Source organism: Gordonia sp. 34D (assembly GCF_056682775.1).
Genome location: NZ_CM155293.1, coordinates 1,980,682 through 1,998,207 on the forward strand (window position 1 = coordinate 1,980,682; position 17,526 = coordinate 1,998,207).

General features: G+C 63.5%; 17 protein-coding genes. 7 read left to right on the plus strand and 10 right to left on the minus strand.

The window, feature by feature from the left end; translation table 11 throughout:
• The first annotated feature begins 76 nt into the window (after positions 1 to 76).
• Positions 77 to 757 (plus strand): PIG-L deacetylase family protein, encoded by a 681-nt coding sequence (locus AC1L34_RS09165; RefSeq protein ID WP_424295657.1) that lies wholly within the window; start codon positions 77 to 79, stop codon positions 755 to 757.
• An 85-nt stretch (positions 758 to 842) separates the two neighbouring features.
• Here AC1L34_RS09165 and AC1L34_RS09170 read toward each other — a convergent pair whose 3' ends face one another.
• Entirely contained in the window at positions 843 to 1,694 is an 852-nt protein-coding gene (locus tag AC1L34_RS09170; protein WP_424295674.1) for a L,D-transpeptidase family protein, read from the minus strand.
• A gap of 119 nt (positions 1,695 to 1,813) precedes the next feature.
• Between AC1L34_RS09170 and AC1L34_RS09175 the strand changes: the two genes are divergently transcribed.
• Both AC1L34_RS09175 and AC1L34_RS09180 read left to right on the plus strand, forming a co-directional pair.
• Positions 1,814 to 2,413, plus strand: coding sequence for a class I SAM-dependent methyltransferase (locus tag AC1L34_RS09175; RefSeq protein WP_480034694.1), 600 nt, complete (start codon positions 1,814 to 1,816; stop codon positions 2,411 to 2,413).
• 100 nt (positions 2,414 to 2,513) lie between these two features.
• Complete coding sequence (locus AC1L34_RS09180; protein ID WP_424323846.1) at positions 2,514 to 3,338, plus strand: endonuclease domain-containing protein; 825 nt, start codon at positions 2,514 to 2,516, stop codon at positions 3,336 to 3,338.
• 78 nt (positions 3,339 to 3,416) lie between these two features.
• On the opposite strand, the gene AC1L34_RS09185 is transcribed toward AC1L34_RS09180, so the two are convergent.
• The 4 genes from AC1L34_RS09185 to AC1L34_RS09200 form a co-directional block, all read right to left on the minus strand.
• Positions 3,417 to 4,718, minus strand: a complete 1,302-nt coding sequence (locus tag AC1L34_RS09185; RefSeq protein WP_424295652.1) for a PhoH family protein — start codon at positions 4,716 to 4,718, stop codon at positions 3,417 to 3,419.
• A gap of 361 nt (positions 4,719 to 5,079) precedes the next feature.
• Complete coding sequence (locus tag AC1L34_RS09190; protein WP_424295650.1) at positions 5,080 to 5,946, minus strand: acyl-ACP desaturase; 867 nt, start codon at positions 5,944 to 5,946, stop codon at positions 5,080 to 5,082.
• An 80-nt stretch (positions 5,947 to 6,026) separates the two neighbouring features.
• On the minus strand, positions 6,027 to 7,319 hold the full coding sequence (gene glyA / locus AC1L34_RS09195; protein WP_424295648.1) for a serine hydroxymethyltransferase: 1,293 nt from the start codon (positions 7,317 to 7,319) through the stop codon (positions 6,027 to 6,029).
• A gap of 11 nt (positions 7,320 to 7,330) precedes the next feature.
• Positions 7,331 to 8,560, minus strand: a complete 1,230-nt coding sequence (locus AC1L34_RS09200) for a DUF885 domain-containing protein (RefSeq protein ID WP_424295646.1) — start codon at positions 8,558 to 8,560, stop codon at positions 7,331 to 7,333.
• A gap of 54 nt (positions 8,561 to 8,614) precedes the next feature.
• Here AC1L34_RS09200 and coaA point away from each other — a divergent pair, with 54 nt between their 5' ends.
• A complete protein-coding gene (gene coaA, locus AC1L34_RS09205) occupies positions 8,615 to 9,556 on the plus strand; it encodes a type I pantothenate kinase (protein ID WP_424295644.1) in 942 nt (313 codons plus the stop codon).
• A gap of 36 nt (positions 9,557 to 9,592) precedes the next feature.
• Here coaA and AC1L34_RS09210 read toward each other — a convergent pair whose 3' ends face one another.
• The 3 genes from AC1L34_RS09210 to AC1L34_RS09220 are packed head-to-tail and all read right to left on the minus strand — an operon-like array spanning position 9,593 to position 11,634.
• A complete protein-coding gene (locus tag AC1L34_RS09210; protein WP_424295642.1) occupies positions 9,593 to 10,081 on the minus strand; it encodes a YbaK/EbsC family protein in 489 nt (162 codons plus the stop codon).
• A gap of 13 nt (positions 10,082 to 10,094) precedes the next feature.
• A complete protein-coding gene (locus tag AC1L34_RS09215) occupies positions 10,095 to 10,835 on the minus strand; it encodes an SDR family oxidoreductase (RefSeq protein WP_424295640.1) in 741 nt (246 codons plus the stop codon).
• Positions 10,836 to 10,851: 16 nt separating this feature from the next.
• Positions 10,852 to 11,634, minus strand: coding sequence for an isoprenyl transferase (locus tag AC1L34_RS09220; protein ID WP_424295639.1), 783 nt, complete (start codon positions 11,632 to 11,634; stop codon positions 10,852 to 10,854).
• A gap of 127 nt (positions 11,635 to 11,761) precedes the next feature.
• Here AC1L34_RS09220 and trhA point away from each other — a divergent pair, with 127 nt between their 5' ends.
• The 3 genes from trhA to AC1L34_RS09235 are packed head-to-tail and all read left to right on the plus strand — an operon-like array spanning position 11,762 to position 14,486.
• The gene (trhA, locus tag AC1L34_RS09225) at positions 11,762 to 12,448 is read left to right on the plus strand and encodes a PAQR family membrane homeostasis protein TrhA (protein WP_424295637.1); all 687 of its coding nucleotides are present in this window, start codon (positions 11,762 to 11,764) and stop codon (positions 12,446 to 12,448) included.
• 37 nt (positions 12,449 to 12,485) lie between these two features.
• Positions 12,486 to 12,986 (plus strand): hypothetical protein, encoded by a 501-nt coding sequence (locus AC1L34_RS09230; protein WP_424323848.1) that lies wholly within the window; start codon positions 12,486 to 12,488, stop codon positions 12,984 to 12,986.
• A gap of 30 nt (positions 12,987 to 13,016) precedes the next feature.
• Entirely contained in the window at positions 13,017 to 14,486 is a 1,470-nt protein-coding gene (locus AC1L34_RS09235) for a PepSY-associated TM helix domain-containing protein (RefSeq protein ID WP_424295633.1), read from the plus strand.
• Between the two features lie 61 nt (positions 14,487 to 14,547).
• On the opposite strand, the gene AC1L34_RS09240 is transcribed toward AC1L34_RS09235, so the two are convergent.
• Both AC1L34_RS09240 and AC1L34_RS09245 read right to left on the minus strand, forming a co-directional pair.
• Positions 14,548 to 15,636, minus strand: coding sequence for a 3-deoxy-7-phosphoheptulonate synthase (locus tag AC1L34_RS09240; RefSeq protein ID WP_424293643.1), 1,089 nt, complete (start codon positions 15,634 to 15,636; stop codon positions 14,548 to 14,550).
• Between the two features lie 396 nt (positions 15,637 to 16,032).
• A complete protein-coding gene (locus tag AC1L34_RS09245) occupies positions 16,033 to 17,505 on the minus strand; it encodes an HNH endonuclease signature motif containing protein (RefSeq protein ID WP_480034695.1) in 1,473 nt (490 codons plus the stop codon).
• Positions 17,506 to 17,526: the final 21 nt, after the last annotated feature.

The following is a 17,526-nucleotide window of genomic DNA, read 5'->3' on the forward strand; positions in this document are numbered from 1 at the left end:
GGTTCGGCCCCGTTCTGGTTAGTTCTACCCCGTTTGGTTGACCCGCGTCCCGTGCAGTCCGCGTACCGTGACAGGCATGAGCCTTGATACTTTCCCGAGTGATTGGTCCACTGCCCTAGTCCTGGTTGCCCACCCGGACGATCCCGAATACGGGATGTCCGCCGGTATCGCCCGTTGGACATCCGAGGGCAAACGCGTTGTCTACGGCCTCGCAACCAGCGGCGAGGTCGGCATCGAGGGCATGCCGGCCGAAGTTGCCGGCCCGGCACGCGAAGCCGAGCAGATCGCGTCGGCCGCCGTCGTTGGCGTCACCGAAGTCGAGTTCTGGGGGTTCCCTGACAGCCAAGTGCGCAACTCCCCGGAACTCCGCGCCAAGATCACCGAGGTCATCGAGCGGGTATCCCCCGATATCGTTCTGTGCACCTACGGTGGTGCCGAGTTTGCGCCCGGGTTCCCCAACCAGAGCGACCACATCGAGTTCGCCGCCGCACTCCTCGACGCCTACGACGAGATGACCAGCCCACCGTCGCAGCTGTACTGGAATGGTCCCGGCGGCACCCACGCGGTCGACGTTGACGGGTTCGTAGAAGCGGCCGTCGAATCTCTCGCCTGCCACAGCAAGTACTTGGAAGTGCTCGATCCGACGACCCCGGTCATTGAGCAGGCCCGCAATCAGGTGGCCACGTTCACCAAGCCGATCGACGGTTTCGACGCCGCGCACGCGACCAGCTTTACCCTCATGCGCCCCAAGAGCTAGCTGACTAATAAGCCACAAACACCGAGGCCGTACGCGTTATCGCGTACGGCCTCGGGTTTACCAATGTGGCTTGTGTGCCTGGGTATCAGGGCGTGGGAGGGGCCAGAATGCTCGGGATGAGACCGGCCAGGTTGCCGAGAATCCCACCGAGTAGATCCGCACCGGGCAACGCTGGCGTCGCTGGCGCTTCCTTCGGCGCATCGACATTGACGCCGATCGTGATCTTCGGGCTCTTCGCGGGGTCGAGCCACTTGAGGATCTCGATCATCTTCTCGCGCTCAATGGCCACGCAACCCATGGTCGGATTGCCGTCGGTGACGTGCAAGAAGATCGCCGAGGCGTCGCCGGGCGTCCGGCTCGGATTGTGGCTGATGTTGACCGCGTAGTCGTACATCGGTCCCGTGTTGTACAGGTTTTCGCTGTCGCCACCGGGGCTCGTGTCCGACTGTACGTGGGTGTTGTACGTCGGAGACTTTTCGTTGGAGTCCCACCAGTCACGCGTGGTGGTCTTGAAGTACGGCATCTTGGTGCCTTCGGGCGCATCCTGACGACCGAAAGCTTGATCGAGTGGGAACGTGCCCTCCGGCGTGCGGTAGACGTTGTCCTGCGCCTTCCCCATGCCCTTTTCACCAAGGAATGCCTTGGTCGGACCGATGACCGGCGACCACTTGCCTGCCGCATCCTTTTCGAATGCGGTGAGGGTTGCCGTGGTCGACGACGCGACGGGTGCGGTCACCATGATCATCTGGCTGGTGTCGGACGCGCCGGGCACGGCGGGGGTACCCGGTTGAGTCAAGCCCTTGAGCAGGTTCTCGATCAGCGTCGTAACGGAATCCACCCCAGTCGGGAGCGGCGTTTGGGGCGCTGCAGTGGCATGACCGGCACCCACAACAAGCGCGCCAATCAGAGCCGTGAGCGTGAACCCCACTTGTAACATTCGCCTCATCAGTAACTTCAGCACCACATCAGTGTGCCAGCCAAATGCGCCCGCTCGCCACCGTCAGAGACCATCGTCACCTTTCCGCAACGCGTCCGTTAGGCACCTACCCTGGAGGTATGACTCCCCAACCGCGATGGATTACCGACACGGACCCCGGCCACAGCAACTGGTACGTTCAGCGCTTTCGTGAAATGGCCGCGAACGGCGACGATCTCTTCGGAGAAGCCCGATTCATCGATGCGATGGTTCCTCGGAAGTCGCGAATCTTGGACGCGGGTTGCGGCCCCGGACGCGTCGGCGGCTACCTCCACGCGGTCGGCCACACGGTAACCGGAGTGGACGTCGACCCGATTCTCATCGAGGCCGCAGAAACCGACTACCCGGGCCCCGACTGGATGCTCGGGGACCTGTCGCAACTCGACCTCCGAGAATCGGACGGCACCCGAAAAACCTTCGACGCGATTGTCTGCGCTGGCAACGTCATCGCGTTCGTTGCCCCGGAAACCGAAGCACTCGTCCTACAGCGTTTGTCGGAGCATCTCGCGCCCGGCGGCAGACTGACACTCGGCTTCCACGTCGCGAAAATTGCACTCGCCGACTTCGACGCTGCTCTGGCCAAAACCGACCTCACGCTCGATCTCCGCCTATCAACCTGGGACATCAAGCCCTGGCACGACGACGCCGACTTCGCCGTCTCGGTCCTACGCCACAAATAGTCGAGCATTGGCGCAGGTAAATCTGTGGAGAGATGCTGAATCAATTCACGATTGACGCCGCATCTAGCGCCCGCTGGCGCGGTTTCCGACCATCGGAATCATGCAATCGATTCCATCCGGTGTGTACCGATACGACCTTCTCTCCAAGGAATTCGGAAGGGCCGGGCTGAAGCGACTGGTCCGCGACGGGCATGCCACGCAATTGCGGCGGGGTTGGTATCGCCTCGGCGACCCGCCCGCCGAGGTCGTCACGGCTGTTCAGCGCGGTGGAGTTCTCAGCTGTGTGTCGGCGCTGCGACATTACAAGGTCTGGGTTCCGGCCAGTGCTGGCATCCACGTACGCGGAAATGTCACCGCCGTCCGAACACGGAAAGGCCCCTTTTGCAGGCAGTTTCGCCGTCCCGAGCCCGAGTACAGTGCCATCGATGACATCGAGACCGCACTCCGTCACGCGGCCCGATGCCTGGACGATGAAAGCTTCATTGTGGTCTGCGATTCGATTCTCAATAAGCGACTGCTGACCTTCGATCAACTCGCCTACCAGTTTCGAGATGCCCCCAAATCGACGCAGAACCTCCTGGAACGCTGTGACGGACGCGCCGAATCCGGCACCGAGTCCATCACGCGATTGCGGCTGCGAAGCAAACGAATCCCAGTGCAGATCCAAGTGCAGATTGGCGATGTGGGGCGGGTTGATCTCTTAGTTGGCAATTATCTGATTATTGAAATCGACGGCTGGGAGTACCACGGCGACCGCCAGCACTTTCAAAGTGACAGGGAACGCGACACCAGGCTCTTCAGCCTCGGCTATCACGTTCTGCGGTTTACCTACATCGACATCATGGAGAACTGGGACGTCGTCTTCGCGACCATCCTGAACGCGGTCCGCAACGGGGTTCATCGTCGTCCCTCGCAGCGTGCATAAAAGTTCCCGCTCACGGTCGATGAAGACACTTCTGCCTTCATCTCCCGTGAGCGGGAACTTCTATGCGCAGTCTCCGCGCTACACCGCGCCCGGTGCGAACTCTTCCAGCATTTCCGTCACCAACGCCGCGATCGGCGATCGCTCGCTGCGACTCAACGTGATGTGGGCGAACAGTGGGTGCCCCTTGAGCTTCTCGATGACCGCGGCCACACCATCGTGGCGACCGACGCGGAGGTTGTCGCGCTGTGCCACGTCGTGGGTCAACACGACGCGCGATCCGGAACCGAGTCGGGAGAGCACCGTCAAGAGAACATTGCGTTCCAACGACTGCGCTTCGTCAACGATCACGAATGAGTCGTGCAACGACCGCCCGCGGATGTGCGTCAGCGGCAATACCTCCAACATCCCTCGGGAGAGGACCTCGTCGATAACCTCGGTCGAAACGAGTCCCTCAAGGGTGTCAAAAACAGCCTGTGCCCAGGGCCCCATCTTGTCCGACTCGCTGCCGGGCAGGTAACCCAGTTGCTGGCCACCCACCGCGTATAGCGGCCGGAACACCACGACCTTCCGCTGCGTCCGACGTTCCAGCACAGCCTCCAGACCAGCGCAAAGTGCCAGCGCCGACTTGCCGGTACCCGCCTTGCCACCGAGCGAAACGATGCCGACGGACTCGTCGAGCAGCAGATCAAGTGCGACCCGCTGCTCGGCGGAACGCCCGCGCAGACCGAAGGCTTCGCGGTCGCCGCGGACGAGTTGCACCTGTTTGGTCTCGGTGACGCGACCGAGTGCACTGTGACCGTTGCCCAGCATCCGTAGGCCGGTGTGGCACGGTAGGTCGCGGGCCTCATCCAGATCGATGAGCCCGTCGGCGAACAGTGCGTCGATCGCCGTGTCTGCGACGTCAACCTCATCCATCCCGGTCCAGCCGGACACCACGACGTCTTGCGCATGGTATTCGTCGGCCGCGAGACCGACCGCCCCGGCTTTGACCCGGAGCGGCGTGTCCTTCGATACCAGCGTCACATCGCGGCCTTCGGCACGCAGGTTGAGTGCGCACGCGAGGATCCGCGAATCGTTGGTGTCGTTGCGGAAACCCGCGGGAAGCACAGCCGGATCGGTGTGGTTGAGCTCCACCTGAAGGGTGCCGCCCTCCGTGCCAATAGGGATTGGCAGGTCGAGGCGTTGATGCTCGATTCGAAGATCGTCGAGCAACCGCAGTGCTTCTCGGGCGAACCAACCGAGTTCACTGTGGTGACGTTTGCCCTCGAGTTCGCTGATGACGACCAGAGGCAAAACCACCTGGTGTTCAGCGAAACGACTCACAGCCCAAGGATCGGACAGCAAGACGGAGGTATCGAGGACGTAGGTGCGAACGGTCACGTCGGACTCCTAGGCGCCCGTGCGGCCCCGCACGGAACCACGTTGTCTTTCGGTAGCCGGTCAGCTCGGGCCTAACGGTTGTCCACACTTGCGGCGGTCAACCAAACGGCGAGAGCCAGGGCCGGCTCCCTCGTGACACTGATGGGTTTCACGATTCGAACCTCCCGCACGAACCGCTTCCCCGCGGCCCGTTACGGCTCAACCTACGCCGCGCAACCCGACGACTCGGGGAAGCCAGGGCCTCGTGTCGGTTAACGTTCAATGACTGAAAGCTCACCGCCTAGCGGGCAACTCGCACGGAAAGCGAACGCAAAAGCACCGGGCATTCAACGAGTGACTGCCCGGTGCTTCTGGAGAAAGACTATCCCTGTGCGAGTGCCAGAATCCGCTGGCGGGCTTCTTCGGCTTCGCCGCTCAGCCCGTGAACGTTCTCGAGCTTCAGTTCGTCGACGAGCTTGCGTGCGATCGACGCATCGGTCGAGGCGTCTTCGAAGTCGGAGATGAAGTCCATCTCGGCATCGAAATCGGCGATGTCGGAACCGATGTGCTCGATCTCGGCGAGTGCCTTGTCAACAGCGATGATGGTGGCCTCTTGGTCGGCCACCATCCCTGCCATCAGGAACGCCTGGAATGTCGCGGCCTGGACGGCATCGTCGGTGCGGACCTTGGCGAGAATCTGCTTCAGGTTCTCATCTTCGGCGTAGCCAATCAGCTTGTCGGCGAAGATGACGCTCTGGTTCTCGTGCACGGCGAGGAGTGCCAGCACATCCATCGGGCCGAGGTTCTCGATGGCCTCGGGGTTCTGGCGCCAGCCAGCAACAACGTGGATGCGGCGACGGTTCTCCGCCTCGACCGGGTCTGTTGCACGCGTGACGACCAAGTAGTTGCGCAGGACGATCGAGTGACGATTGTCCTCGGCAGTCCACACGCCAACCAGCTGACGCCAGTCGGAGAACACCGGGAAGTGCATGGCGAGCACACGGTGGAACGACGGCAGGTTGTCCTTGGTGAGGAGCAGCGCCTGCAGGCCAGCGATCGCGGTCTCGGACAACTTGGAGTCACCCGGCACGTAGTCTTCGCCCCCAAGGAACGCGAAGTTGCGACCGAGGTCCCACGGCACCCACTCAGACGGGTTCCACGAAACGGCACCCTCGGCGTGCTCTTCCGCGATTTCCGGGAGCGCCTTCTCGAGTGCGTTGACTAAGTCCTCATTGCTCAATTTCGCCACGTGGTACACCCTAATCGAGTTACGGCCCCGACCGGTAACCGATCGGGGCCGCGTGCACGACGTTGAGGTCGTTGTGAGGGCTACTTGCCGCTCATCAATCCCCAGTCTTCGAGGCCTTCGTACAGCGGAAGGTCGAGGGCCAGCTTGCTGACGCGAGCGCGTAGCGACGACAGATCCGCACCCTTGCCTGCGGCGAGAGCGGTACCGATGATGTCGGCGACCTCCGTGAACTCGGCGTCGCCGAATCCGCGGGTAGCCAGGGCCGGCGTGCCAATGCGCAGGCCGGAGGTGACCATCGGCGGACGCGGGTCGAAGGGCACCGCGTTGCGGTTAACGGTGATGCCAACCTCGTGGAGGAGGTCTTCGGCCTGCTGGCCGTCGAGTTCCGAATTACGAAGGTCGACAAGCACCAGGTGGACGTCAGTGCCACCGGTCAGGACCGAGACACCGGCCTTGGCGACGTCGTCGGCCATCAGTCGCTCAGCCAGAATCTTGGCACCGGAAAGCGTGCGCGCCTGACGCTCGGCGAACTCTTCGCTCGCGGCGATCTTCAATGCGACCGCCTTGGCTGCGATCACATGCATCAGCGGCCCACCCTGCTGACCGGGGAAAACCGCCGAGTTCAGCTTCTTGGCCCATTCCTTCTTGGCGAGGATCAGACCCGAACGCGGACCGCCGAGGGTCTTGTGGACAGTGGTGGAGACGACGTCGGCGTGCGGTACCGGACTCGGGTGGAGGCCTGCGGCAACGAGACCGGCGAAGTGCGCCATGTCGACCCACAGGTGTGCGCCAACTTCGTCGGCAATCTCGCGGAAGGCCGCGAAATCAAGAGTGCGCGGGTACGCCGACCAGCCGGCGACGATCACCTTCGGCTTGGTGTCGAGGGCAATCTTGCGAACCTCGTCCATGTCGACGCGGAAGTCTTCTTTGCTGACGCCGTAGAAAGCGTTCTCGTACAGCTTGCCGGAAAAGTTCAGGCGCATACCGTGCGTGAGGTGACCGCCGTGCGCCAGGTCGAGACCGAGGAGCGTCTCACCCGGCTCCATCAGCGCCTGCAGGACGGCGGCGTTGGCCTGAGCGCCAGCGTGCGGTTGCACGTTGGCGAACTCGGCACCAAATAGCGCCTTGGCACGGTCACGGGCAATGTCTTCAACGACGTCAACATGTTCGCAACCGCCGTAGTACCGGCGGCCGGGGTATCCCTCGGCGTACTTGTTAGTGAGCACGCTGCCCTGCGCCTGCAGGACGGCTCGGGGAACAAAGTTCTCCGACGCAATCATCTCGAGCGTGTCGCGCTGACGCGACAGCTCGCCGTTCATCGCGGCGGCGACATCGGGATCCAGGTCGGCAAGGGACTGGGAAAACTGGCTCATGAGACCTAAGTCTAATTCGTCAGTTCGGCGCGAAGCACGCTCGGGGTGAGGGGTTCGTCAAGTAAGCGACCGAACCGGGCTAGACGGGCCGGGCCGACGGGGCCTGCTTCGTCGAGCCACTGCCCCAGCAGCGCGTATCCCTCCACATAGGTGGAGATGTACGCACGCCACAGCGGATCGGTCAGGAACCGCAGCATTTGGCGCGCCCGATCGGGGGCGACAAGCAGCCAGCGCTGCAGGAATGCGGCAACGTCGTCGATGTCCGCACCGCGGTCGTGCAGCGCCAACGCGGCATCTTGACGGACCCGGATCAGGCCTGCCGCGGCGTTCGAGATAGCTCGGGCGCGCTCCGCATCGAATCTGAGGCCGAAATCACCATAAATTTCTGCGGCCCACTCCTGCCACGACGTGCCCATCGCGGCGGCTAGTGCATGGTCGGCGAGCCCTTCAGCCATCAAGCATTGCGGGGTGTTGACCAGGAAAATGGTGTGTTCGAGCTGGCCCGAACCGACGAGCCGCTGTTCCTTACGGCAATGTTCGGTGTGGTGACCGGGGTAAGCCTCGTGAGCGATGAGCCCGGGCAACGACGACATGTACTGGGGCACATCCGTGTTGACCGCCACCTTCGACCGGTAGTCGCCCAGATAGTAGTTGAAACCCGACCACGGCTTATCGCTGACGATCTCGAACTCCACGACCTCCGCATCTGGCAGCGGGAACTCCCGCCGGACACGTTCCCGCAGACTTCCCGCGAACTCGTTGATAAGTGCGGCCACCTTGTCCGCAGGAATCTCGTCGGCTCGCCGGTAGTCGGCGTACGCCCCACGCAACTGATCGCCCGTCGCTCCGGGCACCCCGAGCGCGTCGGCCATCGCCGCATGCGCATCGCGATAGACCGCTTCATCGCCGGGCCCAATACGGACGTCAAAGTAGGCTTCCACCTCGTCGACGAAGCCGATCGCTTCCCCGGCGAACTTGCGGCCGGAGCACTCCAGCGCCCGCAGGTGCGCGCTGACGAACTCGGCACGGTCGGCGGGTAGGCCGGCGGGAAGCTCGTCGCGAAGGGACCGTGCGCGGCGCGCCAACTCGGCAGGATCGGGTGTCGCCGCGTTCTCCACCTCGGCCCGCAAAGCGGGGTCACCGGTGTACGCGTCAACAAATCCTTCTTCGATCCGGTCGAATGCCAAACCAAGGCGCAAGTATTCGACTACCGGATCGGCAATGTTACGACGATCACTCATGCGTTAGACGCTACCGGCGACCCACTTGTGGCGGTCCCTGTAGCCTTAGCCTCCATGGCGCGTCTTCCCTATGACCGCGACCCCGGCCTGTATCTCGAGCTCGACCGCAAGCAGTGGCGCGACCTGCGGCAAAAAATGCCGATGGTGCTGAACGAAACCGAACTCGACCAACTGGTGGGTCTCGGTGAACAGATCGACCTCAATGAGGTCGCTGAGGTGTATCTGCCGCTGTCGCGACTCATCCACCTGCAGGTCGAGGCCAGGCAGCGATTGTTCGCGGCCACATCGACGTTCCTCGGCGAACGGCAACGAAATCGTCAGGTGCCGTTCGTGATCGGCATTGCCGGTTCGGTCGCGGTTGGTAAGTCGACCACTGCACGCGTGCTCGCAACGCTGCTGTCGCGCTGGGAAACTCACCCCAAGGTCGATCTGATCACCACCGACGGTTTCCTGCTGCCGACGGCGGAACTGCAAAAACGCGGCATCATGCACCGCAAAGGATTTCCCGAATCTTACGACCGCCGCGCACTTCTTCGTTTCGTAACCGAGGTGAAGTCCGGGACACCGGAAGTGACCGCGCCGGTGTATTCACACGTCAGCTACGACATCGTTCCGGGCATGGTCCATTCAGTCCGACAGCCCGACATTTTGATTGTCGAGGGCCTCAACGTGCTCCAGACGGGCCCCACGCTGACGGTGTCGGACCTGTTCGACTTCTCCGTGTACGTCGACGCGAAAACATCCGACATTGAGAAGTGGTACATCTCGCGTTTCCTACAGATGCGCACCGGTTCGTTTGCGAACCCGGAGTCGCACTTCCACTTTTATTCGTCGTTGACCGATGAGCAGGCGACGATCGCGGCCCGCGACATCTGGACGTCGATTAACCGACCCAACCTGATTGAAAACATTCTGCCGACACGTCCCCGCGCCACTCTGGTCCTCCGCAAGGACGGCAATCACGCCATCAATCGAGTGCGACTCCGCAAGCTGTAGACGGCAGGTTTTGTCGGACAGGTTTCTGGGGCAGGTTTAGGCCGTTACATCGGCGACCACTGCGCCGGTCCCAGACACCAGATCTGCGGGCGCCAATTGCAGTTCAAGCCCACGACGACCGCCGCTGCACAAAACTGAGTCCCAGTGCAGCGCAGACGAATCCACGACCGTTGGCAGCTTGCTGCGCTGCCCAAGCGGGGAGACCCCACCCAGCACGTAGCCCGTTGACCGGGTGACGGCCGCGGCCTGCGCCATCTGAGCTTTCGCCGCACCGAGCGCTTTTGCCGCCGCCTTCAACGACAATTTTTCGGGCACCGGAATCACGGCGACGCCCAGCGCACCGTCGCCGAGATCGATAACCAACGTCTTGAAGATCTGGGCGGCCTCGACACCGAGCGTCGAGGCGGTGATGGCGACGGCTTCGTCCCCGTAGTCATCACGGCGACGGTCGTGCTTGTACTTGTGCACGGAAAAGGGCAGCCCGGCAGCTTCGAGCGCGGCGATCGCTGGCGTTGCGGCCGCCATCAGTTGGTACCGATCATCGAGTGGCCAACCAATCTTCGAGGGTCGTCGCGGTAATGACGTCCGGTTGCTGCGGCACTAAGCCGCCAGTTTTCACACCCTTTGCGATGGTGATCGCAAACACCTTCTTTGGGGAACCGCGGTGCTTTGCGATCGCTTTCGCCACGTCGGCCATGTCCATCACCTCCGGCCCGGCTACCACGAGTCGCTGTGGCTTGACCGGTGCCAGAATCAATTCGACCGTCGCCTTCGCGACGTCTTCAACTGCGGCCGGTCGCGCCACCATGTGCGGTGCGGCCGCGAACGGGCCGACGCGCATCATCGACATGAACGCTTCGGCAAGCGAGTACCACTGCACCGAAGCGATCGCGGTGGCGTTGTCGCCCAGTTGCTCGGCGTAAACCCGTTCTTGCTCAGCTTTACCCTGGTAGTGACCCATTTTTTCGTTGACCACAGGATCACTGGCACCGTAGATGGTCAGGTACACCACCTGGGATCCTGATTCGCGCGCCACCTTCGAGATATGACGTGCGACAGTGCCGAAGAAAGCTCGGGATTTGGCGGCACTGCGTTCCATCGTGCTCGTGGCGTCGACGATGATGTCGGCACCGTCGCACGCGGCGGCAAGCCCATCACCGGTAACGGCGTCGACGCCGGTCCCCCGATGTGCGCGAGTCACTTCGACGCCAGCCTTTTCCAGTCCATCGCAAACCAGCGAACCGAACTGTCCGCTCGCTCCCACCACCGTGACGCGCATTGTTGAGCCTTCTTCCCTATTTGCCGAAACGACGATTCCTGGCCGTGTAATCGCGCAACGCGCGGAGGAAGTCCACGCGTCGGAACTCGGGCCAGTAGGCGTCGGTGAACCAGATCTCCGAGTACGCCGACTGCCACAGCAGGAAGCCGCTCAGTCGCTGCTCACCAGACGTACGAATCACCAGGTCGGGATCCGGCGTACCGCTGGTGTAGAGGTGCGAGTCGATGCCTTCAACAGTGACTTCCTCGATCATCTCTTCGCGAGAGGCACCTCGTTCGAGCGCTTCGCGGAGCAGTGTTTGCACGCCGTCGACAATTTCTTGCCGTCCGCCGTAACCGACCGCGACGTTGACGATCATGTCGGCGGCACCCTCGGTGCGCTTGGATGCCTCCCGCAACCGATTGGCGACGGCATTCGGGAGCGGATCAAGGTTGCCCACAATCCGCACGCGCCACTGCGCATCCACATCGGAGATCTCGTCGACGATGTCGGGAACGATCTCCATCAGTGCATCGAGTTCGTCGGATTCTCGCGACAGGTTTTCCGTCGACAGGAGGTAGATCGTGACGGCCCCGATGCCGAGGTCGGCGCACCAGCCGAGCATGTCGGCGATGCGCTGGGCACCGACCCGATGCCCGTGGCTAACGTCTTCGAATCCGGCCTCGCGGGCCCATCGGCGGTTGCCGTCGCAGATGATCGCGACATGGCCTGGAATGCGGTCGGGATCCAATAGCTGCGTGATCCGGCGTTCGTAGATGTGCAGCATGCCGCCGCGAAGCCGATCTGGAAGCAGTTTCACAGGTGCAATCCTACGCTGAGCCGTAGTTGCGGCCGCGAAACTCTAGGCAGGCCAACAACGATGGTGCCACCGCAGCGGCGTAACTTCGCCGTACATCACTCGCCGTAGTTACGGTACCGTAGGTTGTATGCCCGAGGCCCTTTCTGCCGCGAACCCAGCCATTGGCGAAGTCGAACTCAAGCCCACCCTGCGCGGCGTGATTCACAAGTACTCGGCATTCATCGCCGGCTCGGTGGGCATTGTTCTGATCGTTGGCACCGCGATGCTGCAAAGCGCAGCCGCAGTCGCGGCGGTGACGGTGTACGTCGTCACCATCTGCGCACTGTTCGGAACCAGCAGTGTGTATCACCGCATCAACTGGCGAACCCCCAGGGCACGTATCGCGATGAAACGGGCCGATCATTCGATGATCTTCGTCTTTATCGCTGGCACGTACACCCCGTTTTGCGTGATGGGATTGGATACGCCAACCCGCTGGTGGGTGCTCGGAATCGTCTGGGCGGGAGCCGCCGCGGGCGTCGCATTGAAGGTTATTTGGCCGACATCGCCGCGCTGGTTGGGCGTGGCCCTTTACATCTTGCTCGGGTGGGTCATCGTCGTCGTTTCGCCGATGCTGCTTCAGAACACCAGCATCGCGGTGATGGCGCTGCTCGTTGCCGGAGGCCTGTTCTACACGTTGGGCGGAGTGCTGTTCGGGCTCCGCTGGCCTGACCCGTGGCCGGGAGTGTTCGGGCATCACGAGGTTTTCCACGCCTGCACGGCTATCGCCGCCTTGTTGCACTACATCGCCGTCTGGCTCGTTGTCCTGGGGTAACTCCGACTCTTCGACGCCGCACGGTTACTCTGACCGAGTGATTCCACCGACACCGCTCCCGCGCATGCGCGGCGGCGTCGTTGGTGCCACGTCAGCATTAACCGGTATCGCTGCACACGCGGCCGCCCAGGGCATGCTTCCGGAAACGTCAGTCTTACTGCTGATTGCCGCAGCATCGACCGCGTTGGGACTCGCCGTTACTGCCGCACCGCGCCTACACGCGCTCCCGGCGCTCATTGCCGGACAAGCCCTGGTCCACGTGCTCCTGGTCCTCACTTCGGGCCATCACCACGACCTGGTTTCCACGCCCATGGCGGTGATGCACACGCTAGGGACAATCGCCGCTGTTCTACTCCTGACCGGTGCTGGACTGCTGCTACGCGCGGCATCGGCACTTGCGCTCCGGGTGGCAGTCCCGCAGTTCCGACCGCAGACACCACCGTCGAGTTTTCCCGTTTCAGTTGCTCCGGCGACTGCTCCAGTCGCACTCCTCTTCCTCGGCGCTATCGGCCGCCGAGGCCCGCCCATTTCGGTTTAGCAGCCAACTTCTGACACTCGCGTGCCCGCCATGGGCTCGCGCTATTACTGCTTGACCGAAAGGCACCTAAACTTGTCTACTTCTGTCTCTTCGACGACCCCAAAAAGTACGCCGCCAGACCCGTCGACCCGCGTCGGCGTTGTCAGGCTGGTTCGGCGTCTGCACTTCTACGCTGGCGTATTGATTGCCCCGTTTCTCCTGATCGCAGCGGTCACCGGGGCGCTGTATGCGCTCGCACCCACTGCCGAACAGGTGGTTTATCGCCACCAGTTGCATTCAGATTCCCCGGGAACAGCCAAATCGATCGCCGAGCAGGTCCGCACGGCGCAAGACTTTCGCCCCGACCTCAAGTTGACTGCCGTCCAACCGGCCGCCAACGCCGGGGACACCACCCGCGTCCTGTTCGACGACCCCGCGCTCGGCGACTCTGAGCGACTGGCGGTGTTCATCGATCCGGTCACGCTCGAACTGCGCGGCGAATTGGTGAGTTACGGTTCGTCGGCAGCGCTGCCGTTGCGCACGTGGATCGACCATTTACACCGAGACCTGCACCTGGGTGAGCCCGGCCGACTGTATTCGGAGTTGGCGGCGTCGTGGCTGTGGCTGGTGGCGCTCGGTGGAATCATCCTGTGGGCCGTCACGGTCCGTCAGCGACGACGTGCCACGGGTACCGGTTCCATGCTGCGCGGACTTCCCAACTCGCGCGGCCGTGCGACAACCATCAACAAACATGGTGTCATCGGTACCTGGGTGCTGGTGGTGTTGTTGTTCCTGTCCGCGACTGGGCTCACTTGGTCTACGTACGCGGGCGAGCATGTCTCGGAACTCCGGTCGGCACTGAGTTGGACGACGCCGTCGGTCGACGCCTCGCTGAGCGACACACCTTCGGCACCCGCCGGCGAGCACGCCGACCACGGTGCTGCGCCTGCGTCCGGCGCGCCCGCTGATAGCCCCGTCGGTGATAGCCCTGTCGCCAGTATCGATGGAGCAGTCGCGATCGCGAAGGCCAACGGTGTCGACGGCGCGGTGGAGGTCAAGATTCCGTCCGACAGCAAGACCGCCTATGTCGTGTCACAGCGTCGGGTGCCGTGGCAGACGTCGTCCAGTTCGATTGCCGTCGACCCCGCACGCGACGCTGTCGTCGACATCAGTCGTTTCGCCGACTGGCCGCTGGCCGCCAAGCTCTCCGCGTGGGGCATCAGCATGCACATGGGCATCCTGTTCGGCTGGATTAACCAGTTGGCCCTGGTCGCGGCAATGGTCGCGCTGATTTCACTGATCGTGTTGGGCTACCGCTCGTGGTGGCGACGTCGCACATCGTCAACCCCGGTGGGTGCCCCGCCTGCACGCGGGGCCTTGCGTGAGCTTCCGTTGCCCGTCGCTGTGGGTGTTCTCGTCGTGGCGGCGGCCGTCGGCTGGTTTATCCCTCTCCTCGGTTGGCCGCTGTTGGCGTTCCTCATCGTCGACACGATCATCGGTACTGTCCGCAACCCCGCGTAAGAATTAGCGCCGCCGATCGTGACCCCTTAATTGCGGTCACGATCGGCGGCGCTATCTCCTGTTAGCTGCGAGCTGCGGTCGCAAGCGCTGCCAAAACTGACGTCGACGCGTCCCATCCCATGCACTTGTCGGTGACCGACTGGCCGTAGACGAGTTCGCCGCCCAACGACTGTGCGCCGGGAACGAGGAAGCTCTCGAGCATCACGCCCGACAGGACCGGGCCATTGCCTGCGCGACGGTTCTCGGCGAACATCTCCGCGATTTCAACGGCGACGTTTGCCTGCTGCACGTGGTCCTTGCCCGAGTTGGCGTGCGAGCAGTCGATCATGACCTTCGGTGACAGACCTGCCGAGGCAAGCTTGGCGGCCGAGTCAACGACCGACTGTGCGTCGTAGTTGGGGCCCGGCGTTCCACCGCGCAGAATGATGTGGCAGTCGTCGTTGCCGGCGGTGTGCACTACCGCCCCGCGTCCGAGGTCGTCGACTCCGAAGAAGACGTGCTCGGCCGCTGCGGCCTGGACGCCATCGATAGCGACCTGGATGTTGCCGTCGGTGCCGTTCTTGAATCCGACGGGCATCGACAGGCCGGACACCAGTTGGCGATGCACCTGCGACTCCGTGGTGCGCGCGCCGATGGCACCCCAAGCGACAGTATCGGCAATGTACTGGGGGCTGGTGGGCTCCAAGAACTCGCATCCGACCGGCAGCCCGAGATCGATGATGTCGAGGAGCAGCGAGCGTGCCGTGCGCAGGCCACGCTCCACGTCGAAGGTGTTGTCCATTCCCGGATCGTTGATGAGGCCCTTCCAGCCGATGGTGGTGCGGGGCTTCTCGAAGTAGACGCGCATCACGATCTTCAGCGAGTCTTCGTATTCCTTAGCCAGCGGAGCTAGACGCTGGGCGTAGTCGAGCGCAGCCACGGGATCGTGAACCGAGCACGGACCCACTACGACGATCATGCGATCGTCCCGGCCTGCGAGGATCGCAGCAACCTCATCGCGATCGCGCTGCACGCGCTCGGCCCGGGCTTGGGTTAGCGGTAGCTCGTTACGAAGGTCTTCTGGCGAGGGAATATGCGAGAACGCGGTTACCCGACGATCGGACGTCGATGTGTTCTGTCCGGTGGCGCTGAGGTCGGCGGTGGTCGTCATGGGGAAAGCCTTTCAGGGTCTGTATCCGCGAAGTCGGGGCTAAGTCCGCATCCGGATGACGCCTGAGTGGCGAGATTTGTTCCCGGATACGACAAGAGCAGCGACCGATTGGTCACTGCTCAGGCTCCGGTGAGGGTTGATGCGCGTGCGTTATCGCTTCATCTCGGCCCCACCCGGAGCCTTGATAAAACGCCAATAGTTCGCTGCCTGCATCACGTCGCCGAGGTTAGCACAGGTTGTTACTGCTTCGCGCAACGGAGCAGGCTGGCTAAAGGCCAACGCGCTGGGTTGCCATCGCAATCACGCATCACCAGCATCCGGAGTATGAAGCCCCTCCGGCGACGACTCCGAGCATGACTGAACCCCGACCGGCGGTGATTTCCGCTGGTCGGGTGGTTAAGCCCCTAGCAAGTGTTCGAGGTGGGCCTCGACCCTCGACTCCCCCGGAGCCGGTGGGGCGTGCGGACCCTGAATGGGCAGGAGTTCGGCGTGGTGGGTTTGGTTGACCCGCCACGCGGCACGCCTGCCGGGGGTGCGGGGCCGCCAGGCGACCCGGCCCCGGGCGGGACCATCAATAACGAGTTGGGTTTCCCACTCGCCGACGTTCTTGCCGACCGAACGGTTGTGGCGTCCGCACGCGGCACCCAAATGGTCCACATCGGTGGGCCCACCGTCGGCCCAATCCGGGAAATGGTGCGCCTCGGTCCGGGCGAACGGGGCATTGCAGTGGTGGGCGGTGCACCCGCGGTCGCGGGCAAACAGCATCAGCCGCTGCGGCTTGTTCGCCAACCGCGACCCCCGCCCCAAATACAACGGCTGACCCGTCGCCTGAGAGAACACCGCCAAATGCGGGGTCGCATCGGCAGCAAGCTCGACCAGTTCCCCGACCGGAACCCGCGTGCCGGTCGCGGTCAGGGCGACTCCGGCCTGTTCGGCCAACTCCCGGTCGGTCACCGTGATGACTAACTCGCTGGAGAGCGCCCGCCCGGCCCCGGGCCGCAGGGCCTGCTCAGCCTCCAGCAGCGCCAGGAGGGCGTCGTGCTGGCGTTGGCCGAGCGAACGGTCATCGCGTTCGGCCGCCGCAGCGAGGGTGGCCGGATCAGCGGCCTCAGCCGCCCCGCGTGGGGAGGCCGGGTCGGCGGGGTTGTTCATCCCGGGCTTGGCCCACGACTCGAGCGTGACTTCGAGTCGGGCCCGCAGCTGCGGGGTGAGATAGCCCCGGACCTTGCTCATCAGGCGCTGGTCTTGCCCGCCGAGCCCGAACTGGCGGAGCCGTTTGCGGTCCCGCTCATCGGTGAGCGCCCCGTCAGGGTCCAAATGAGCCAACAATCGGTGCCCGGCCGTGCGGACCCCGGCCGGGGTGAGGTCGCGAGCGACCTCGGCCAACTGTCCCTCAGCCCCGGCCCGAGTGACCGGGTCGACCGCGCCCGGGATTTTCCGCATCACCGCATCAATCTCGACCACATGCTCGGCACCGATCGCGCCGTCGGCCACCGCCTCGGCCGTCGCCGGGAACGCCGGCGCAAGAGTTTCACCCTGCAAGTTCGACAAGCAGGCGATACCCTCGGTGGCGATCCGGCGCCGCCGCGCCTCTCCATCACCGAGGCGCAGGCCTCCGGCGAGGAACGCATGGACCGAGAGGAACCCGGCCTTGCGGTAGGCACCACGGTCGGAGATCTCGGCCAGCAGCGCCGAGTTCGCGCCGTCGAAGCGGCGGTTGGCCCGCTCAAGGACCTCCGCTGTCTCCAAGAGCTGCCCCTCGGTGGAGCCGGCGAACACCGCGCCGGCGAGCTGGGTCATCGCCGCGTCGATAACGACCGCGAGTTCGGCCGGATCGGCCATCTCGGCAATTGCCTGGGTTAGGTCCATCGGTCCACCTCCTCGCGGCGT

Bases quoted from the DNA above. Each gene is read 5' to 3' on its own strand.
- AC1L34_RS09200 (WP_424295646.1), bottom strand. From the start codon at position 8,560: ATGAGTGATCGTCGTAACATTGCCGATCCGGTAGTCGAATACTTGCGC.
- AC1L34_RS09165 (WP_424295657.1), top strand. From the start codon at position 77: ATGAGCCTTGATACTTTCCCGAGTGATTGGTCCACTGCCCTAGTCCTG.
- AC1L34_RS09210 (WP_424295642.1), bottom strand. From the start codon at position 10,081: ATGGCGGCCGCAACGCCAGCGATCGCCGCGCTCGAAGCTGCCGGGCTG.
- AC1L34_RS09175 (WP_480034694.1), top strand. From the start codon at position 1,814: ATGACTCCCCAACCGCGATGGATTACCGACACGGACCCCGGCCACAGC.
- AC1L34_RS09240 (WP_424293643.1), bottom strand. From the start codon at position 15,636: ATGACGACCACCGCCGACCTCAGCGCCACCGGACAGAACACATCGACG.
- coaA (WP_424295644.1), top strand. From the start codon at position 8,615: ATGGCGCGTCTTCCCTATGACCGCGACCCCGGCCTGTATCTCGAGCTC.
- AC1L34_RS09215 (WP_424295640.1), bottom strand. From the start codon at position 10,835: ATGCGCGTCACGGTGGTGGGAGCGAGCGGACAGTTCGGTTCGCTGGTT.
- AC1L34_RS09245 (WP_480034695.1), bottom strand. From the start codon at position 17,505: ATGGACCTAACCCAGGCAATTGCCGAGATGGCCGATCCGGCCGAACTC.
- glyA (WP_424295648.1), bottom strand. From the start codon at position 7,319: ATGAGCCAGTTTTCCCAGTCCCTTGCCGACCTGGATCCCGATGTCGCC.
- AC1L34_RS09180 (WP_424323846.1), top strand. From the start codon at position 2,514: ATGCAATCGATTCCATCCGGTGTGTACCGATACGACCTTCTCTCCAAG.
- AC1L34_RS09235 (WP_424295633.1), top strand. From the start codon at position 13,017: ATGGGCTCGCGCTATTACTGCTTGACCGAAAGGCACCTAAACTTGTCT.
- AC1L34_RS09170 (WP_424295674.1), bottom strand. From the start codon at position 1,694: ATGTTACAAGTGGGGTTCACGCTCACGGCTCTGATTGGCGCGCTTGTT.
- trhA (WP_424295637.1), top strand. From the start codon at position 11,762: ATGCCCGAGGCCCTTTCTGCCGCGAACCCAGCCATTGGCGAAGTCGAA.